General features: G+C 68.8%; 16 protein-coding genes. 13 read left to right on the forward strand and 3 right to left on the reverse strand.

All coding sequences use genetic code 11. The features are described from left to right. Positions 1-99 precede the first annotated feature (99 nt). Entirely contained in the window at positions 100-555 is a 456-nt protein-coding gene (locus tag A2G96_RS17445; protein WP_062801346.1) for a DUF2214 family protein, read from the forward strand. A 29-nt stretch (positions 556-584) separates the two neighbouring features. Then, on the forward strand, positions 585-1,580 hold the full coding sequence (locus A2G96_RS17450; RefSeq protein WP_062801347.1) for a Bug family tripartite tricarboxylate transporter substrate binding protein: 996 nt from the start codon (positions 585-587) through the stop codon (positions 1,578-1,580). Between the two features lie 114 nt (positions 1,581-1,694). Here A2G96_RS17450 and A2G96_RS17455 read toward each other — a convergent pair whose 3' ends face one another. Next, positions 1,695-3,476, reverse strand: coding sequence for a potassium/proton antiporter (locus A2G96_RS17455; RefSeq protein ID WP_062801348.1), 1,782 nt, complete (start codon positions 3,474-3,476; stop codon positions 1,695-1,697). Between the two features lie 394 nt (positions 3,477-3,870). Here A2G96_RS17455 and A2G96_RS17460 point away from each other — a divergent pair, with 394 nt between their 5' ends. Together A2G96_RS17460 and A2G96_RS17465 are read left to right on the forward strand one after the other, a co-directional pair. Continuing rightward, positions 3,871-4,332, forward strand: coding sequence for a tripartite tricarboxylate transporter TctB family protein (locus tag A2G96_RS17460; protein WP_062801349.1), 462 nt, complete (start codon positions 3,871-3,873; stop codon positions 4,330-4,332). Between the two features lie 13 nt (positions 4,333-4,345). Further along, positions 4,346-5,848, forward strand: coding sequence for a tripartite tricarboxylate transporter permease (locus tag A2G96_RS17465; protein WP_062801350.1), 1,503 nt, complete (start codon positions 4,346-4,348; stop codon positions 5,846-5,848). An 88-nt stretch (positions 5,849-5,936) separates the two neighbouring features. Here the strand turns inward: A2G96_RS17465 and A2G96_RS17470 are convergent, their stop codons facing one another. Continuing rightward, positions 5,937-6,821, reverse strand: a complete 885-nt coding sequence (locus A2G96_RS17470) for a LysR substrate-binding domain-containing protein (protein ID WP_062801351.1) — start codon at positions 6,819-6,821, stop codon at positions 5,937-5,939. 164 nt (positions 6,822-6,985) lie between these two features. On the opposite strand from A2G96_RS17470, the gene A2G96_RS17475 reads away from it, so the two are divergent. The 4 genes from A2G96_RS17475 to A2G96_RS17490 all read left to right on the forward strand — a co-directional run bounded on the left by A2G96_RS17475 (position 6,986) and on the right by A2G96_RS17490 (position 11,524). Continuing rightward, on the forward strand, positions 6,986-7,963 hold the full coding sequence (locus tag A2G96_RS17475) for a Bug family tripartite tricarboxylate transporter substrate binding protein (RefSeq protein WP_062801352.1): 978 nt from the start codon (positions 6,986-6,988) through the stop codon (positions 7,961-7,963). Positions 7,964-8,009: 46 nt separating this feature from the next. Next, a complete protein-coding gene (gene ggt, locus A2G96_RS17480; RefSeq protein ID WP_062801353.1) occupies positions 8,010-9,635 on the forward strand; it encodes a gamma-glutamyltransferase in 1,626 nt (541 codons plus the stop codon). A 342-nt stretch (positions 9,636-9,977) separates the two neighbouring features. Further along, the gene (locus tag A2G96_RS17485; RefSeq protein ID WP_062801354.1) at positions 9,978-10,838 is read left to right on the forward strand and encodes a PhzF family phenazine biosynthesis protein; all 861 of its coding nucleotides are present in this window, start codon (positions 9,978-9,980) and stop codon (positions 10,836-10,838) included. A 68-nt stretch (positions 10,839-10,906) separates the two neighbouring features. Beyond that, positions 10,907-11,524: a pyridoxamine 5'-phosphate oxidase family protein gene (locus A2G96_RS17490; protein WP_062801355.1), complete on the forward strand. Its 618-nt coding sequence runs from the start codon at positions 10,907-10,909 to the stop codon at positions 11,522-11,524. Here the strand turns inward: A2G96_RS17490 and A2G96_RS17495 are convergent. Further along, positions 11,521-12,957 (reverse strand): CoA transferase, encoded by a 1,437-nt coding sequence (locus tag A2G96_RS17495; RefSeq protein WP_062801356.1) that lies wholly within the window; start codon positions 12,955-12,957, stop codon positions 11,521-11,523. The two genes, A2G96_RS17490 and A2G96_RS17495, sit on opposite strands and share 4 nt — an antisense overlap. Positions 12,958-13,223: 266 nt before the next feature. On the opposite strand from A2G96_RS17495, the gene A2G96_RS17500 reads away from it, so the two are divergent. From A2G96_RS17500 to A2G96_RS17520, 5 genes are all read left to right on the forward strand, one after another. Then, positions 13,224-14,981 carry a glutamine--tRNA ligase/YqeY domain fusion protein gene (locus A2G96_RS17500; protein WP_062801357.1) on the forward strand — a complete coding sequence of 586 codons (1,758 nt, stop codon included), beginning with the start codon at positions 13,224-13,226 and terminating at the stop codon, positions 14,979-14,981. Beyond that, positions 14,981-15,223 (forward strand): RNA-binding S4 domain-containing protein, encoded by a 243-nt coding sequence (locus A2G96_RS17505; protein ID WP_018008200.1) that lies wholly within the window; start codon positions 14,981-14,983, stop codon positions 15,221-15,223. The genes A2G96_RS17500 and A2G96_RS17505 overlap by 1 nt, the downstream gene beginning before the upstream one ends. 67 nt (positions 15,224-15,290) lie before the next feature. After that, positions 15,291-15,674, forward strand: coding sequence for an MAPEG family protein (locus tag A2G96_RS17510; RefSeq protein WP_018008199.1), 384 nt, complete (start codon positions 15,291-15,293; stop codon positions 15,672-15,674). 5 nt (positions 15,675-15,679) lie between these two features. Then, positions 15,680-16,267, forward strand: coding sequence for a YceI family protein (locus A2G96_RS17515; protein WP_082818995.1), 588 nt, complete (start codon positions 15,680-15,682; stop codon positions 16,265-16,267). Positions 16,268-16,390: 123 nt separating this feature from the next. Then, positions 16,391-16,699: a hypothetical protein gene (locus tag A2G96_RS17520; protein WP_062801358.1), complete on the forward strand. Its 309-nt coding sequence runs from the start codon at positions 16,391-16,393 to the stop codon at positions 16,697-16,699. Positions 16,700-16,834 lie beyond the last annotated feature (135 nt).

Genomic DNA, 16,834 nt, shown 5'->3' on the forward strand with positions numbered 1-16,834 from the left:
CCAGCCGGCCGCGGGCGCTTTCCGGAAGTTCAGTCCCCACTGAAGTACTTTCCCAGGCCCGCGCCCTTGCGCGCGCCCGTGCAAAGCGAAGGAGAACCCATGCTGACCGACGCCATCCTCGCCTTCCTGCATTTCCTGGCGATCTTCGTCCTGATCACGCTGATGGCCGCCGAGGCCGTGGCGCTGCGCCCGGACCTGACCCCGGCCACCGTGCGGCGCCTGTCGCTGTACGACCTGTTCTATTTCCTGTCGGCTGCGCTGGCGCTGGCCACCGGCCTGCTGCGCCTGTTCTACGGCGCCAAGGGCGCGGACTTCTACCTGCACAACCCGTGGTTCCACGCCAAGATGGGCGTGTTCGTGCTGATCGCGCTGTGCTCGCTGCCGCCGACCTTCGCCATCGCGCGCTGGCGAAAGCAGGCGCGCAGGCTGCCCGATTACGTGCCGCCACCGTCCGAGATCAAGGCGGCGCGGCGCTGGGTCATGATCGAATCGCACCTGGTGATCCTGCTGCCGCTGTGCGCCGTGATGATGGCGCGCGGCATCGGGGCCCGCTGAGAATCCCTATCCCTCTTGTCCTCCGCAACATGCTGAAGAAACTGCTTGCCGCCGCGCTGACCGCGGCCCTGATGCCCGCCGCCGCCGTGGCGGCGACCAACGCCTATCCCACCAAGCCGGTCCGGTTCGTCGTGCCCTACCCGGCCGGCGGCCCGCTCGACACCGTGGCGCGCGCCATCGGCGACAAGCTGCGCGACAGCCTGGGCCAGCCCGTGATCGTCGAAAACAAGCCCGGCGCCGGCGGCAACCTGGGCGCGGACTACGTCGCCAAGCAGCCCGCCGACGGCTACACCATCGTGATGGGCGCGGTGGCCACGCACGCGATCAACCCGACGCTGTTCAGCAAGATGCCGTACGACCCGGTCAAGGATTTCGCGCCGGTCACGCTGGTTGCCGACGTGCCCAACGTGCTGGTGATGCATCCGGGCAAGGCCGCCGAGCTGCAGATCAACAACGTGCGCGACCTGGTCGCGTACGCGCGCAAGAACCCGGGCAAGCTGGATTACGCCTCGGGCGGCAACGGCAGCGCCGGCCACCTGTCGGGCGAGCTGTTCAAGAGCATGGCCAGGGTCAGCATGGTCCATATCCCCTACAACGGCGCGTCGCCGGCACAGCTGTCGGTGCTGTCGGGCCAGACCGACCTGATCTTCGACAACCTGGCCTCGGCCTCGGCCAATATCAAGGCGGGCAAGCTCAAGGCCTTCGCGGTCACCACCGCCGGCCGCGCCGCGACCTTCCCGGAGCTGCCGACCATTGCCGAGGCCGGCAAGGGGCTGGGGCTGGAAGGCTTCGACATCTCGACGTGGTTCGGCGTGTTCGCACCGGCCAACACGCCGCGCGAGATCGTCGAACGGCTCAACCACGACATCGTGGCAATCCTGAAGACCGACGACATGAAGGCGCGCCTGGCCCGCATCGGCGCCCAGCCGGCACCGACCACGCCGGAGCAGTTCGCGGCGCTGATCCAGAAGGAACTGAAGAAGTATGCGCAGATCGTGAAGGTGTCGGGGGCGAAGGTCGACTAAAGTCCAAACCATCGCAGCACCAACGGTTTTGGGTGCTCCCAAGCCGCGCGAGCTAGCCCAAGCAAGGTGTTCTCCCTCTCCCGCGAGCGGGAGAGGGGAGCAAACCGGCAGCGATTACGCGCGTTCGCGACTCTGCTCCCCCCGGCGCCGCCGCACCCACAGCTTCCCGCCCGAATCCCCGTCCAGCCGCGGCAGCAGCAGTCCCACCTGCACGATCTGCGCGCCCTCCATGCGCGTCACCGTCAGCGGCAGCCCGGCGATCTCGACGCTGTCGCCCTCGACTGGCGGCGACGTGAACGCGCGCTGCATCGCGCTTTCCAGCGTCAACGGTTCTTCGTCCGGCGTCAGTTCGCGCGTGCCGTAGAGCGCGGCCACGTCGCGCAGTGGCGCGTCGCCCGACAGCAGGAAATCGTGCGAGGCCTGTTCCCAGGCGGGCGCCCGCCCCGGGGTCTGGAACAGCGCCGACAGCAGCGGCAACGAGACCGTCGGCCCCAGCACGCTGACCGCATCGCCGGCGCGCAATACCGTCTGCGCCGGGTCCGCGAGCGCATCGTCGCGCGCCACGGTCATCAGCCGGCAGCGCGGCGGCAGCTCCAGCTGGTCGGCGCGCACGTTCTCGACCGGCGCGTTGGGGCCGACCTCGAACTGCATCACTTCCAGGATCGGCGCGCGTGTGCCGCGCAGGCGCGAGCGCGCCAGCGGCTCGGGATAGCCGGGGCGCAGCACGCGCGCCAGCCGCGCCGCCACCGCCACGGTGGTGCCCTGGAACAGCAGGCTGGCCAGCACCACCGCAAAGGCAATGCGGAACAACAGCCCCGACTGCGGCACCTCGCGCAGCAGCGGGAACAGCGCCAGCACGATCGGCACTGCGCCGCGCAGGCCCATCCAGGCGATAAAGGCGGTCTCGCGCGCATTGAAGCGGAACGGCAGCAGCGCCAGCCATACCGCCACCGGCCGCGCCACCAGCATCAGAAAGGCCGCCACCGCCACCGCGGGGCCGGCGACTTCCCAGATCCGGTGCGGCGCCACCAGCAGCCCCAGCAGCAGGAACATGGCCGACTGCGCCAGCCACGCCATGCCGTCCATCGCGCGCATGGTGTCGGCGGTGACGGCGCGCTCGCGGTTGCCGATCAGCATGCCGGTCAGGTACACCGCCAGGAAGCCGCTGCCGCCGGCGCTCTGCACGATCGCAAACACCATCGCGCCGCCCGAGCACAGCAGGATCGACTGCAGCCCTTCGGCCACGCGCGTGCGCTCCAGCACATTGGCCAGGCAATAGCCAAGCCCAAGCCCGAGCACGCCGCCCACGCCGAACTGCACCAGCAAGCGCAGCACCAGCCCCAGCGGCGTCAGGCCCTCGGGCGCGGTCAGCCACTCGATCAGCGTCAGCGTCAGAAAGATCGCCATCGGGTCGTTGATGCCGGACTCGATCTCCAGCACGCTCGCGACCCGGTCCTTGAGCCGGATGCCGCTGCTGTTGAGCGTCGAGAACACCGCGGCGGCATCGGTCGAGCCGACGATGGCCCCCAGCAGCAGCCCCAGCCGCCAGTCGATGCCGAGCAGCCAGGCGGCGAAGATCCCCACCAGCGCGGCCGTCACCAGCACCCCGACCGTCGCCAGCGACAGCGACGGCCTGAGCGCCACGCGGAAGGTGGCCAGCCGGGTGCGCAGCCCGCCGTCGAGCAGGATGATGGCCAGCGCCAGGTTGCCCACCAGGAAGCTGAGCCAGGTATCGGAGAAGCGGATGCCGCCGGGGCCGTCGACGCCGGCCAGCATGCCCACTGCCAGAAACACCAGCAGGAACGGCACGCCGAAGCGCGCCGAGAACGCGCCCAGCACGATGCCCAGCGACATCACGACGGCGCCGAGCAGGATGACATGGTCGATGCTTTCCAAAACGCTCCTTGTGTTGCCTGGGGATTCGCCTGCGGAAGCTTTCAGGACCTTTCAGAACCTTTCGGAACCTTTCAGAACCCTTCCGCCGCGGTGGTCCACCACGGCGCGCAAGACCGTTCCGGATGATAGCGCAGCGGCCCGGGCCGCCGCCCGCCAGGCCGCCTGCAGCCTGGCGCAGCGGCACTTTTAAGCGCGCTCTCACTAGGGGATACCCGAACCATGACCCCATTTGCAGACATCTGAAAGGTAGCTGAAAGGTCGCCCCCTTACCTTCCACCCTGCCCGCCGGAAGGCCTCCGGAAATCGCTGCATTGATGCAACGCAACAATGGCATCGAAGGCAACGCACAGAGGCCCGCCGCAGATTTCAAGCAGTCTTATCGAGGAGATTCACTTTGCGCATACGTAGCCAAAAGGACTTTGCCTCCGGCCTGATGTTCATCCTGGTCGGATTCGGCTTTTCCTGGGTCGCGCGCGGTTATTCCATGGGAACCGCCGCAAAAATGGGACCGGGATACTTCCCGTTCTGGCTCGGCATCGTGCTCGCCCTGCTGGGCGCGCTGGTGCTGTTCGGCTCGCTGTCGTCCAAGTCGGAAGAAGACAGCCTGGCCCGCTGGGACATCAAGACGCTGTTGTGGATCCTCGGTTCGGTGGTGTTGTTCGGCCTGCTGCTGAAGCCGCTGGGCATGGTGCTGTCGGTGCTGGTGCTGGTGCTGGTGTCGTCGATGGCCAGCCACGAGTTCAGCTGGAAGGGCGCCATCCTGAACGCGGTCATCCTGGTGCTGATCAGCCTGGGCGCGTTCGTGTACGGCATCAACCTGCAGATGCCGGTGTGGCCGGCTTTCCTGGCAAGCTAAGGAGGCCGCCAACATGGAACTACTCACCAACCTGAGTCTGGGCTTCTCCACCGCCCTGACCTTCCAGAACCTCGCGTACGCCTTCCTGGGCTGCGTGCTGGGCACGCTGATCGGCGTGCTGCCGGGCCTGGGGCCGCTGGCCACCATCGCCATGCTGCTGCCGGTGACCTACACGCTGCCGCCGGTGGCCGCGCTGATCATGCTGGCCGGCATCTACTACGGCGCCCAGTACGGCGGTTCGACCACCGCCATCCTGGTGAACCTGCCCGGTGAGTCGTCGTCGGTGGTGACCACCATCGATGGCTACCAGATGGCCAGGCGAGGGCGAGCGGGGGTGGCGCTGGCGACAGCCGGCCTGGGCTCGTTCTTCGCCGGCTGCGTCGCCACCATGATCCTGGCCGCGTTTGCCGCGCCGCTGTCGGAACTGGCATTCAAGTTCGGCCCGGCCGAGTACTTCTCGCTGATGGTGCTGGGCCTGATCGGCGCCGTGGTGCTGGCCTCGGGCTCGCTGGTCAAGGCCATCGCCATGATCGTGCTGGGGCTGTTGCTTGGGCTGGTTGGCACCGACGTGAACTCGGGCGCCGCGCGCTTCTCGTTCGACGTGCCGGAGCTGACCGACGGCCTGAACTTCGTCTCGGTGGCAATGGGTATCTTCGGCTTTGCTGAAATCATCGCCAACCTGGAGCAGAAGGAACACCGCGAGACCTTCACCGACCACATCACCAACCTGTTCCCGACCAAGGACGACTTCAAGCGCATGATCCCGGCCGTGCTGCGCGGCACCGCGCTGGGTTCGGCACTGGGCATCCTGCCGGGCGGCGGCGCCTCGCTGGCTTCGTTCGCGGCGTACTCGCTGGAGAAGAAGACCTCCAAGCACCCGCAGGAATTCGGCAAGGGCGCGATCGAAGGCGTGGCGGGTCCGGAGTCGGCCAACAACGCCGCTTCGCAGACCTCGTTCATCCCGCTGCTGACGCTGGGCATTCCGCCCAACGCGGTGATGGCGCTGATGGTGGGTGCGATGACCATCCACAACATCCAGCCCGGCCCGCAGGTGATGACCAGCAACCCGGCGCTGTTCTGGGGCCTGATCGCCTCGATGTGGATCGGCAACCTGATGCTGATCGTGCTGAACCTGCCGCTGATCGGCATCTGGGTGAAGCTGCTGAAGGTGCCCTACCGCTACCTGTACCCGGCCATCCTGACGTTCTGCTGCATCGGCGTGTACTCGGTCCAGAACACCACCTTCGACGTGTTCCAGACCGCCGCCTTCGGCGTGGTGGGCTACCTGTTCATCAAGCTGCGCTGCGAACCGGCACCGCTGCTGCTCGGCTTCGTGCTGGGGCCGATGATGGAAGAAAACTTCCGCCGCTCGCTGCTGCTGTCGCGTGGTGACTTCAGCGTGTTCGTGACGCGCCCGCTGTCGCTGGGCCTGCTGATCGCCGCCGCGGTGCTGGTCGTGATCGTGGCGCTGCCGTCGATCAAGGCCAAGCGCGAAGAAGCGTTCCAGGAAGAATAAGCAGGGAATATCGCCGGCCTGGCGCCGGCGGCAACAACGCTGAAGGGCACCGCGAGGTGCCCTTTTTTTCGTCTGGCGCCCGCCGCCGCTAGGCCCCGAACAGCTCGCTGCAGGCCGCGCGCACCGCCGCCGTGACCTGGCCGCGGCCGTGGTCGCGCCGCTCCAGCATGCCGATCTGGCGCATCACCGGCTCGCCGTTGACCAGCAGCGGCAGCACGCGCAAGGCGTCGTCGTCGCGCCAGCGCGCGCGCCGCAGCAGCGGCACCACCGTCACCCCCACCTCCTGCCGCACCAGCTCGACCAGCGCCTCGATCGCGTTCAGCTCCAGGAACTCATTGACCTTCAGGTGGGCGCGGCGCAGCGCGCGCTCCACCAGCACGCCGGTGCGCTGGCTGCGGTCGAAGCGCAGGTAGGGATTGGCCGCCAGCGCCTCGCGCGCGTCGCGGCCCGGGCTGCCGCGCGCGGCGATGGCCACCAGCGGCTCCTGGTACAGCGGCGTCCAGCGCAGCGTGCCGGGCACGCGCGCAGCGCCTTCCACCAGGATGGCGGCGTCGAGTTCGCCGGCCTCGACCTGCGCCGCCAGCTCGATCGACTTGGCGCCGACCAGGCGCACATCGAGGGCCGGATAGGTGCGCTTCATGCGCGCCACCGCGTGCGACAGGCCGCCCATCACCGACACCACCGCGCCCACCGCGACCGCGCCCGCCATGGCTTCGGCCGACGCCAGCGGCAGCCGCATCTCGTCATACAGCGCCAGCAGCTTGCGCGCCTGCGGCAGCAGCGCGCGGCCATCGGCATTGAGCACCGCCACGCGGCCGTTGCGGTCGAACAGCTCGCGGCGTAGCTCGGTCTCGAGCGCGCGCATCTGCAGGCTGACCGCGGCCTGGGTCAGCGCCACCTGCGCCGCGGCGGCGGCGAATGAGCCGTGCTCGGCCACGGCGACGAAGGTGCGAAGGAAGCGAACGGTGCTCATCGGTACATACGCGGGTTGGCCGGAATGCCACGCGTGCGACGCGCGTGATCCTTAAGATTTTCTTGTGACATCAGCAAGAAATATTAGCTTTCTTTGTGATCCACGGCACGGAATAATGAAGGCCGATCATCAATCCGCCTTGCGCCTGATTCTCGGAGACACCCATGACATCCTGGCTGCGCCGCCTCGGCACCGGCCTTGGCATCGGCCTGTGCCTGGCCGCCACCCCCGCACTGGCCGACAGCTACCCGAGCAAGCCGATCCGGCTGCTCGTGCCCTTCCCCGCCAGCGGCGCGACCGACCTGCTGGCCCGCGCCATCGCGCAGAAGGTGGGCAGCAACATGGGCCAGCAGATCGTGGTCGACAACCGTCCCGGCGCGGGCGGCGCGATCGGCTCCGACATGGCCGCCAAGGCCGCGCCCGACGGCTATACGCTGCTGATCGCCACCACCAGCACGCATTCGATCGGGCCGCATATCAATCCCCGCCTGCCGTACCAGACCGAGACCGACTTCACGCCGGTGGGCCAGGTCGCGATCGCCACCAACGTGCTGGTGGTGCCCAACAGCCTGCCGGTGAAGAACGTGCGCGAGCTGGTCGACTACGCCAAGAAGCATCCCGGCGAGCTGAACTACGCCTCGAGCAGCAACGGCACCGTGGTGCACCTGACCGCCGAGGCGTTCAAGACGCAGGCGGGCGTGTTCATCACCCACATCCCTTACCGCGGCACCGCGCTGGCCGTGCCCGACCTGATCTCGGGCAAGGTGCAGGTGCTGTTCGACAGCATCGTGTCGGGCCTGCCGCATGTGAAGGACGGCAAGCTCAAGGCGCTGGCGGTGACCAGCGCGAAGCGCTCGCCGCTGGCGCCGGAAATCCCCACTGTCAGCGAATCGGGCCTGCCGGGCTTCGTCTCCGACACCTGGTTCGGCATCTATGGCCCCAAGGGCATGCCGGCCGATATCGTCAACCGCCTCAATGCCGAGTTCAACAAGGCAATCCAGTCGCCCGAGGTGAAGGAACGGCTGGCCAAGCTGGGCGCCGAACCGGTAGGCGGCACGCCCGCCCAGTTCGCCGCCATGGTGAAGCAGGACAGCGCGCGCTGGGGCAAGCTGATCAGGGATCGCAAGATCACGGCAGAATAAGAACGCCACCGGGCGCCCCGGCGCACCGAGAACCAAGGAATCATCCATGCAGAACTTCAACTGGACCAACCCCTACCCCTCCGTGCGCATCCCGCTGTTTGCGCGCAACGTGGTCTCGACCTCGCACCCGCTGGCCGCGCAGGCCGGCCTGCGCATGCTGCTCAAGGGCGGCAATGCCGTCGATGCCGCCATCGCCGCGGCCGCCGCGATCACCATCGTCGAGCCGGTGTCGTGCGGCCTGGGCAGCGACGCCTTCGCCATCCTGTGGGATGGAAAATCGCTGCACGGCCTGAACTCGTCGGGCGTGGCGCCGGCGGCATGGAGCCCGGAATACTTCAAGAGCAAGTACGGTACCGACGCCAACGGCCTCGCCAAGCGCCCGGTCCGCGGCTGGGACTCGGTCACCGTGCCCGGCGTGGTCGCCGGCTGGGCCGCGCTGCACGAGCGCTTCGGCAAGCTGCCGTTCGCCGACCTGATGGAACCCGCGATCGAGATCGCCGAGCGCGGCTACGCCGTGCCGCCGGTGGTCGCGCACAAGTGGGCCGCCGCGGTGCCGGAACTGAAGGACCAGCCCGGCTACGCCGACACCTTCATGCCCAACGGCCGCGCCCCCGCGGTGGGCGAGAAGTTCACCATGAAGGACGCCGCCGAGACCCTGCGCCAGATCGGCGCGACCCGCGGCCGCGCTTACTACGAAGGCGCGATCGCCGAGAAGATCGCCGCCTTCAGCAAGCAGTGCGGCGGCGCGATGACGCTCGACGACCTGCGCAACTACCAGCCCGACTGGGTCAAGCCGATCAGCAAGTCCTACCGCGGCTACGAACTGCACGAGATCCCGCCCAATGGCCAGGGCATCGCCGCACTGATCGCGCTGGGCATCCTCGACCAGTTCGACCTGGCCTCGATCCCGGTGGATTCGGTCGATTCGCAGCACCTGCAGATCGAAGCGATGAAGCTGGCCTTCGCCGACCTGTACCAGTACGTGGCCGATCCGCGCAGCATGGAAGTCACGCCCGAACAGATGCTGGACGACGCCTACCTGAAGTCGCGCGCCAAACTGATCGACATGCAGCGCGCCACGCATTTCAACTTCGGCATGCCCAAGGTCGGCGGCACCATCTACCTGACCGCGGCGGACGAGAACGGCATGATGATCTCGTTCATCCAGTCGAACTACATGGGCTTCGGCTCGGGCGTGGTGGTGCCGGGCACCGGCATCAGCCTGCAGAACCGCGGCGTCGGCTTCTCGATGGATCCGAAATCCGCCAACGTGGTCGCGGGCGGCAAGCGTCCGTTCCACACCATCATCCCGGCCTTCCTGACCAAAGACGGCCAGCCGGTGATGAGCTTCGGCGTGATGGGCGGCGACATGCAGCCGCAGGGCCACGTGCAGACCGTGGTGCGCATGCTCGACTACAACCAGCAGCCGCAGGCGGCCTGCTGCGCGCCGCGCTGGAAGGTCAACCGCGACTTCACGCTGGACGTCGAAGGCACCATGGACCCGGCCACGGTCGAGGGCCTGAAGGCGCGCGGCCACCAGCTCAAGTCGGTGGACGATCCGTACATGGACTTCGGCTCGGGGCAGTTTATCTGGCGCCTGTCGGAGGATGCCGAGCATGGCTACGTCGCCGCCAGCGACAGCCGGCGCGACGGGCAGGCGGTAGGGTTCTGAAGCAAAAAAAGGAGCGCGGTTTTGGGTGCTCCCAAACCGCCCGAACTAGCCTAAGCAAGGTGTTCCCCCTCTCCCCTCATGGGGAGAGGGACCGGGGTGAGGGGTGGGCTAGCAAGGTACCAAAAGGAGCGAAGCCTTCGGTTTTCCCCCACGGGCGTCAGCCTTTGACGCTCCCGCCCTCTCCCCCGCCCCTCTCCCGCAAGCGGGCGAGGGGAGCTTGCTGCGAACCGCAGCGCGAGAACACGGCCGATCCAACTGGCCCGCTCGCCACCCCGCCAATTGTCCATGGCCCGCCGGCCCGCGCTCCGTACACTGTGACGGAACACAATCCGGAGCCCCGCCATGACCTCCTACGCCTTCCGCCTGCTCAACGTCTTTGCCGAATCCACCTTCGGCGGCAATCCCCTGTGCGTGTTCGAAGACGCGCGCGGCATGGACGCCGCCACCATGCAGGCGTTGGCGCTGCAGTTCAACCTGTCGGAAACCACCTTCATCCTGCCGTCGGACCAGGCCAGCGCGCGGGTGCGCATCTTCACCACCGGCTATGAGATGCGCTTCGCCGGCCATCCGACGCTGGGCACCGCGCACGTGGTGCGCGAACTGGCCGGCACTGGGGATGCGCTGACGCTGGAGTTCGCCGCGGGCGTGGTGCCCGTGACCGCGCAGGCAGATGTGTGGACCTTCACCGCGCCCCACCGCGGCCAGCCGAAGACCGCGCCGGCCGGGCTGCCCGACGCCGACATGGCCAGCCTGCTCGGCCTGCGGGAACAAGAGCTGCTGATGTCGCCGATGTGGGTCGATACCGGCGCCGACCAGTTGCTGGTGCCGGTGCGCAGCGTCGATGCGGTGCGCCGCGCCGGTCCGGACAGCGCGCGGCTCGACTTGTGGCCGCAAAGCAGCCTGGGTCGCAAGACCGCCTACGTCTTCGCCTTCGATCCCGAACAGCCCGGGCACGTGCTGTCTCGCTACTTCTTCACCAAGCAGGGCGGCGGCGTGGCCGAGGACCCGGGCACGGGCTCGGCCTGCGCCAACCTCGGCGGCTGGCTGCTGGCCACCGGCCGGGCCTTGCCGGCGGAATATGCGATCAGCCAGGGCGAGGCCGTCGGCCGCCCCTGCCGGCTGCGCCTTGCCGTCGATGCGGAGGGGGCGATCCGCGTGGGCGGGCGCGTACTGGAGATCGGTCGCGGTACCGTGACCGTGTAAAGTCCCCGCCGCGTGCGTTACATTGACGCTTTCGCCTCCGGCCTCACCGCCCCACTGCCCCGCCCGCCATGACCCCGCACGCCATCACCACGCTGGCCGAACTGGAAGCGCTCTACGCGCAACCGGCGGCGCCGTCGCTGTCCAAGCAAGTCGATTACCTGCACCCGCACTACCAGGCCTTTATCGAGGCGGCGCCGTTCTGCCTGCTGTCGACGGTGGGCCAGGACTGGGCCGAATGCTCGCCGCGCGGCGACGCGCCCGGCTTCGTCCAGGTGCTGGACCAGCGCACGCTGCTGCTGCCGGACCGGCGCGGCAACAACCGCATCGACAGCCTGCGCAATATCGTTGCCGACCCGCGCGTGGGCCTGCTGTTCGTGATCCCCGGCATCAACGAGACCATCCGCGTCAATGGCACCGCGCAGATCAGCGTCGATCCGGCGCTGCTCGCGCGCTGCGTGGTCGACGGCAAGGCACCGACCACGGTGCTGGTGATCACGGTGCAGGCGGTGTTCTTCCAGTGCGCCCGCGCGCTGATCCGCTCGCGCCTGTGGGCCGCGCAGTCGCAGGTCGCGCGCGAGTCGCTGCCGAGCAACGGCGAAATCCTGGCCACGCTGAGCGGCAACGCCATCGACGGCGCCGCCTATGACCGCGAGCTGCCCGAGCGGCAGCGCACCACGCTCTACTAGCGCGGCAGCCACTCCGGCGCATGCGTGCCGAGCGGCTCGGACGGCAGCGTCCAGCGCGCCGGCGTCCCGGCCAGCTGCGCGGCGTGGCGCACCACCGTCAGCATGCCGAAGCCGGACGGCACCGCTTCGAGCAGGTCGGCCACGTCGTCGATCTTCTGCTCTGGCGCTTTGAGCCCGTCCGGCACGCGCCCCAGCCCGCGCAGCCACTGCCCCACCTGCGCCAGCGACACGCGCACATGCCAGCTGCCACCCTCCAGCGCGCGCCGGTGCAGCGCGGCCATTGCGCCGAACGCCAGCAGGTAGCCGGCGGCGTGGTCCAGCACCTGGGCCGGCAACGGCCGCGGCGTGTCGCTGCCCGCGGCTTCCGCCTCGGCGTGGTTGAAGCCGGTGGCGGTCTGCACCAGCGAATCGAAGCCGCGCTTGTGCGCCCACGGCCCGACGTGGCCATACGCGCTCAGCGACACATAGACGATGCCGGGACGGGCGCGCGCCGCGGCCTCCGGGCCTACGCCAAGTCCGGCCAGGCCGCCGGGCCGGTAGCCCTGCACCAGCACGTCGGCGCCGTGCAGCAGCTTGTGCAGCGTGCGCTTGTCGTCGGCATCGCGCAGGTCCAGCTGGCAGCTGCGCTTGCCGCGGCCGGTGTCGATCACCAGCGGTGCGATCGACGGCAGGTGCGGCGCGGTCACCAGCAGCACGTCGGCGCCATGCGCGGCCAGGGTGCGGCCCGCCACCGGGCCGGCGATGATGCGGGTGAAGTCCAGCACGCGCACGCCCGACAGCGGCTGCGCGGCCGCCGAAACTGGCGCCGGCAGCGGCTGCGGCGGGGCGTCGCCGATCCGCTCCAGCGTCAGCGGCGGCAGGCCGCGCAGCGCCGCCGCCTGCGGGTGGCGGTCCCACTGGTCGAAGCTGCGCAGCGCGGCGACCACCAGGCCGGCGTCGGACGCGGCCGTTTCGAACGCCTCGGCCTCCCATTTTTCCAGCGCCGCCTGCACCGCCGCCTTGTCATGGGCGCAGCCCAGCAGCCGCAGCACGCCGTCGCGGTGATGCGGGAAATTGGTGTGCAGGCGGACCCAGCGGCCGTCGCCGCAACGATAGATGCCGGCAATCTTGTCCCACAGCTCCGGCGCCGGGCCGCCATCGACGCGCAGGTAGCGCTCGCTGCGGAACTCGGTGATGGCATGGCGCATGTCGACGCTGACCTGTTGCCAGCGGCCGCCGCGGCCTTGCCACAGCGTAGCCGCGGCCAGCGCCGACGCGGCCAGGCTGGCCTGCGCCGCGGTGCCCACGGCAAAGCTCGAAGGCAGCACCGGCTCGGCGCCGTCCAGGCGCAGGTGGGCCAGTGCCTCGGCGGGCAGGCCGGCATCGCGCCACAGCGCGCCGACGACATCGAGGGGCATGGGCGGCACTTGTGCCGCGGCGGTGGGGGCGGTCATGGTCGTTCCTGGGCGTTGCTGCTGCGATGGGATGACTGTCGGCCGTTGCCGGCACGGGTCTCCATGCTACTCCGACACATCACTTTCGGTGCGGGCGACTTGTGCCGGCAATGGACAAGACCACAAATGAGCCGATGCTCACGGCGTGCGGCGCCGCCGGCACGGTAAAATCCCGCTATTGGCATTCCGCCACGCAATCCGAAGCCCGGCCCCCACGCCCTGCAGCCGCCCCTGCAGGCGCTTGCGGCCGGCCAACCGGCGCCATCATGAGCCACGACAACAAGCCTACCGACAGCACCCCAGCCGCCTCCAACTTCCTGCGCAGCATCATCGACCAGGACCTCGCCGCCGGCACCTATGCCGGCCGCCAGGACAAGCAAGGCGAGCCGCTGCCGACCGTCATCACCCGCTTCCCGCCGGAGCCCAACGGCTACCTGCATATCGGCCACGCCAAGAGCATCTGCCTGAACTTCGGCCTGGCGCGCGACTACGGCGGCCGCTGCCACCTGCGCTTCGACGACACCAACCCGGTCAAGGAAGACACCGAATACGTCGACTCCATCATCGACGCCGTGCACTGGCTGGGCTTCTCCTGGGACAGCACCGGCAAGGACGGCGCCGCGCAGCCGCACCTGTACTACGCCAGCGACTACTTCGACCAGCTCTACGCCTTTGCCGAAACGCTGATCGAGCGCGGCGCCGCCTACGTCGACAGCCAGTCGGCCGAGCAGATCGCCGCCAGCCGCGGCAATTTCTCCGAGCCGGGCAAGCCCTCTCCCTTCCGCGACCGCAGCGTCGAGGAAAACCTGCAGCTGTTCCGCGACATGCGCGCCGGCAAGTACGCCGACGGCGAGCACGTGCTGCGCGCCAGGATCGACATGGCCGCGCCCAATATCGTCATGCGCGACCCGGTGCTCTACCGCATCCGCCACGCGCATCACCACCGCACCGGCGACAAGTGGTGCATCTACCCGATGTACGACTTCACGCACTGCATCTCGGACGCGCTGGAGAACATCACCCACTCGCTGTGCACGCTGGAGTTCGAGAACAACCGCCCGCTGTACGACTGGGTGCTGGAGCACCTGCGCGACAGCGGCGTGTTCCGCGACCCGCTGCCGCACCAGTATGAGTTCGCGCGGCTGAACTTGACCTACGCCATCACCAGCAAGCGCAAGCTCAAGCAGCTCGTCGACGAGAAGCGCGTCGACGGCTGGGACGATCCGCGCATGCCGACGCTGGTGGGCGTGCGCCGCCGCGGCTACACGCCGGAATCGATCCAGCTGTTCTGCGACCGCGTCGGCGTGGCCAAGGCCGACAGCTGGATCGACATGAGCACGCTCGAAGGCTCGGTGCGCGACGATCTCGACGGCCGCGCCGCCCGTGGCGTCGCCGTGCTGGACCCGCTCAGGCTGATCATCGACAACTACCCCGAAGGCCAGAGCGAGGAATGCTCGGCGCCGGTCCACCCCAAGAAGCCGGAACTGGGCAAGCGCGTGTTCCCGCTGTCGCGCGAGCTGTGGATCGAGCGCGAGGACTTCAACGAGACCCCGCCCAAGGGCTACTTCCGCCTGTTCCCCGGCAACAAGGTGCGCCTGAAGTACGGCTATGTGATCGAGTGCACCGGCGTGGACAAGGACGCCGACGGCAACGTCGTGGCGGTGCACGCCAATTACCTGCCCGACACCAAGAGCGGCACGCCGGGCGCCGACAGCGTCAAGGTCAAGGGCGTGATCCACTGGGTCAGCGCGGCGCATGCGTATGAAGCGGAGGTTCGGCTGTACGACCGCCTGTTCAGCGATCCCAATCCGGATGCCGGCGGCAAGAACTTCCTCGATGCGCTCAACCCGGATTCCAAGCAGGTGATCACCGCCTACCTGGAGCCGGGCCTGCGCGAGGCGCAGCCGGAAGACCGCTTCCAGTTCGAGCGCCATGGCTACTTCGTCGCCGACCGCATCGATTCGACACCGGGCAAGCCGGTGTTCAACCGCATCGTCGGCCTCAAAGACAGCTGGGGCAAGTGATGGCCAGACCTGGCAAGGCAACGGTGCAGACCATCACCTTCCCGCTCGAGGGCGAATTCATCGCCCTCAATGACCTGCTCAAGCTGGCGGGCGTGTGCGACAGCGGCGGCGCCGGCAAGGCGCTGGTCGCGGCCGGCGAAGTCTCGGTGGACGGCGCGCCCGAATCGCGCAAGACTGCGAAGATCCGCGCCGGGCAGGTGGTGGGCCTGGCCGGCATCGAGATCCGCGTGGTCGCCGCCTGAGCGCGCGGACCCGGCCGGCGCGCCGTTCATTGCGGCTGGCGCCGGCACAGCAACCGAAAGGATGACTATGCCGATCGCTTTCTGGTGCGTGCTGCTGGCCGGCGTGCTGCCGCTGGCGACGGTGGCCATCGCCAAGGCCAGCGCGCCGGGCTATGACAACCATGACCCGCGCGGCTGGCTGGACCGGCAATCCGGCCGCGCGCGCCGCGCCGACCTGGCGCACCGCAACCATTTCGAGGCCTTCCCCTTCTTTGCCGCGGCGGTGCTGAGCGCCACCTACCTGCAGGCGCCGCAGGCCCGCGTCGACGAACTGGCGATGGCCTTCATCGCGGCGCGCCTGCTCTATACCCTGTGCTACATCACCGACCGCGCCACGCTGCGCACGCTGTGCTGGACCATCGGCTACCTGACCGTGGTGGGGATCTTCCTGCTGCCGGTCTTTGTCCACTGACGCCGATGGGCCTGCGCGCGCTGGTGCTGGTGGCCGCCATCGGCATTCCTGCCGCCCACGCGGCGCCGGTCGAGTACACCCTGGATCCGGCGCATACCACCGTCTATTTCTCGGCCAGCCATTTCGAGCGCAGCTCGGTGCGCGGGCGCTTCGGCAAGATCGACGGCCGCCTGCTCTATGACGCCGACAGCGGCGCCGGCGCGCTCGACGTGACCGTGGACCTGGGCTCGGTCGATACCGGCAACCGCACGCTCGACGGGGTGCTGCGCTCGGCGCAGTTCTTCGATATTGCCGAGCACCCGGTGGCGCGGCTGCGCGCCGACCGGTTCCTGACGGAAGCCGGGCGCCTCACTGCCGTCGAAGGCGAACTGACGCTGCATGGCGTGACCCGGCCGGTGCGCCTGCTCGCCGAGCGCTTCCGCTGCGGCGAGGTCACGCTGTTCGGCGTGCGGCGCCAGGTCTGTGGCGGCGACTTCCGCGCCGAAGTGCCGCGCAGTGCCTTCGGCATGACCCGCTTCCTGCCCGAAGTCGGCGACATCGTGACGCTGCAAGTGGCGGTCGAGGCATCGCCCGCCGCAAGCGTTCCGCGCTGACGCCCCAGTTGCCCGCGCTTACCCTACCCGTCACCTGCGCCACAAATTTCTCTTGTAGAATCAGCGCTTTGCAAAATCCCTGCCACGCTTCGTGCGCGTGTGCGGCGACGCGAGACAGAGACCATGTTCGAGATTCATTCCGGCGACATCGTGGCCGCCGCGCTGGCGGCTGCCGGGGCCTGCCTGGCCTGCAGCATTCCGGGCGACTTCCTGCGCCGCTTCCCGCTGTGGGCGGTGCGCACCTACGGCCGCGGCGCGCTACTGATGCCGTTCCTGGCGATGATGGTCGGCACCTGGCTGTTCCGCCTCGGCCTGGCCGGACAGATCGATACCCCGCCGGGCCAGGCGCTGCTGGTCGCGGCCGCCTTCCTCGGCACCCTGCTGGTCTCGGCGCTGCTGCGCTTCTACCTGAAGGAATACCGCAAGCGCTGAGGCGCGGGCCTTGCAATGCCGGCTTCGCAGCGCAGGCTTCGCCGCGCCGGCTTTGAATCGCCAGCATCGAATCGCGTATGATGCGGCCTTTTGCGTCGTACGCACCCCAGCCCGGGGCGCCTGCCGCTCACCTCA

The organism is Cupriavidus nantongensis (assembly GCF_001598055.1).
Classification (GTDB): domain Bacteria; phylum Pseudomonadota; class Gammaproteobacteria; order Burkholderiales; family Burkholderiaceae; genus Cupriavidus; species Cupriavidus nantongensis.

Bases quoted from the DNA above. Each gene is read 5' to 3' on its own strand.
- A2G96_RS17505 (WP_018008200.1), top strand. From the start codon at position 14,981: ATGGCCAGACCTGGCAAGGCAACGGTGCAGACCATCACCTTCCCGCTC.
- A2G96_RS17450 (WP_062801347.1), top strand. From the start codon at position 585: ATGCTGAAGAAACTGCTTGCCGCCGCGCTGACCGCGGCCCTGATGCCC.
- A2G96_RS17495 (WP_062801356.1), bottom strand. From the start codon at position 12,957: ATGACCGCCCCCACCGCCGCGGCACAAGTGCCGCCCATGCCCCTCGAT.
- A2G96_RS17515 (WP_082818995.1), top strand. From the start codon at position 15,680: ATGGGCCTGCGCGCGCTGGTGCTGGTGGCCGCCATCGGCATTCCTGCC.
- A2G96_RS17470 (WP_062801351.1), bottom strand. From the start codon at position 6,821: ATGAGCACCGTTCGCTTCCTTCGCACCTTCGTCGCCGTGGCCGAGCAC.
- A2G96_RS17500 (WP_062801357.1), top strand. From the start codon at position 13,224: ATGAGCCACGACAACAAGCCTACCGACAGCACCCCAGCCGCCTCCAAC.
- A2G96_RS17465 (WP_062801350.1), top strand. From the start codon at position 4,346: ATGGAACTACTCACCAACCTGAGTCTGGGCTTCTCCACCGCCCTGACC.
- ggt (WP_062801353.1), top strand. From the start codon at position 8,010: ATGCAGAACTTCAACTGGACCAACCCCTACCCCTCCGTGCGCATCCCG.
- A2G96_RS17510 (WP_018008199.1), top strand. From the start codon at position 15,291: ATGCCGATCGCTTTCTGGTGCGTGCTGCTGGCCGGCGTGCTGCCGCTG.
- A2G96_RS17520 (WP_062801358.1), top strand. From the start codon at position 16,391: ATGTTCGAGATTCATTCCGGCGACATCGTGGCCGCCGCGCTGGCGGCT.
- A2G96_RS17445 (WP_062801346.1), top strand. From the start codon at position 100: ATGCTGACCGACGCCATCCTCGCCTTCCTGCATTTCCTGGCGATCTTC.
- A2G96_RS17490 (WP_062801355.1), top strand. From the start codon at position 10,907: ATGACCCCGCACGCCATCACCACGCTGGCCGAACTGGAAGCGCTCTAC.
- A2G96_RS17485 (WP_062801354.1), top strand. From the start codon at position 9,978: ATGACCTCCTACGCCTTCCGCCTGCTCAACGTCTTTGCCGAATCCACC.
- A2G96_RS17475 (WP_062801352.1), top strand. From the start codon at position 6,986: ATGACATCCTGGCTGCGCCGCCTCGGCACCGGCCTTGGCATCGGCCTG.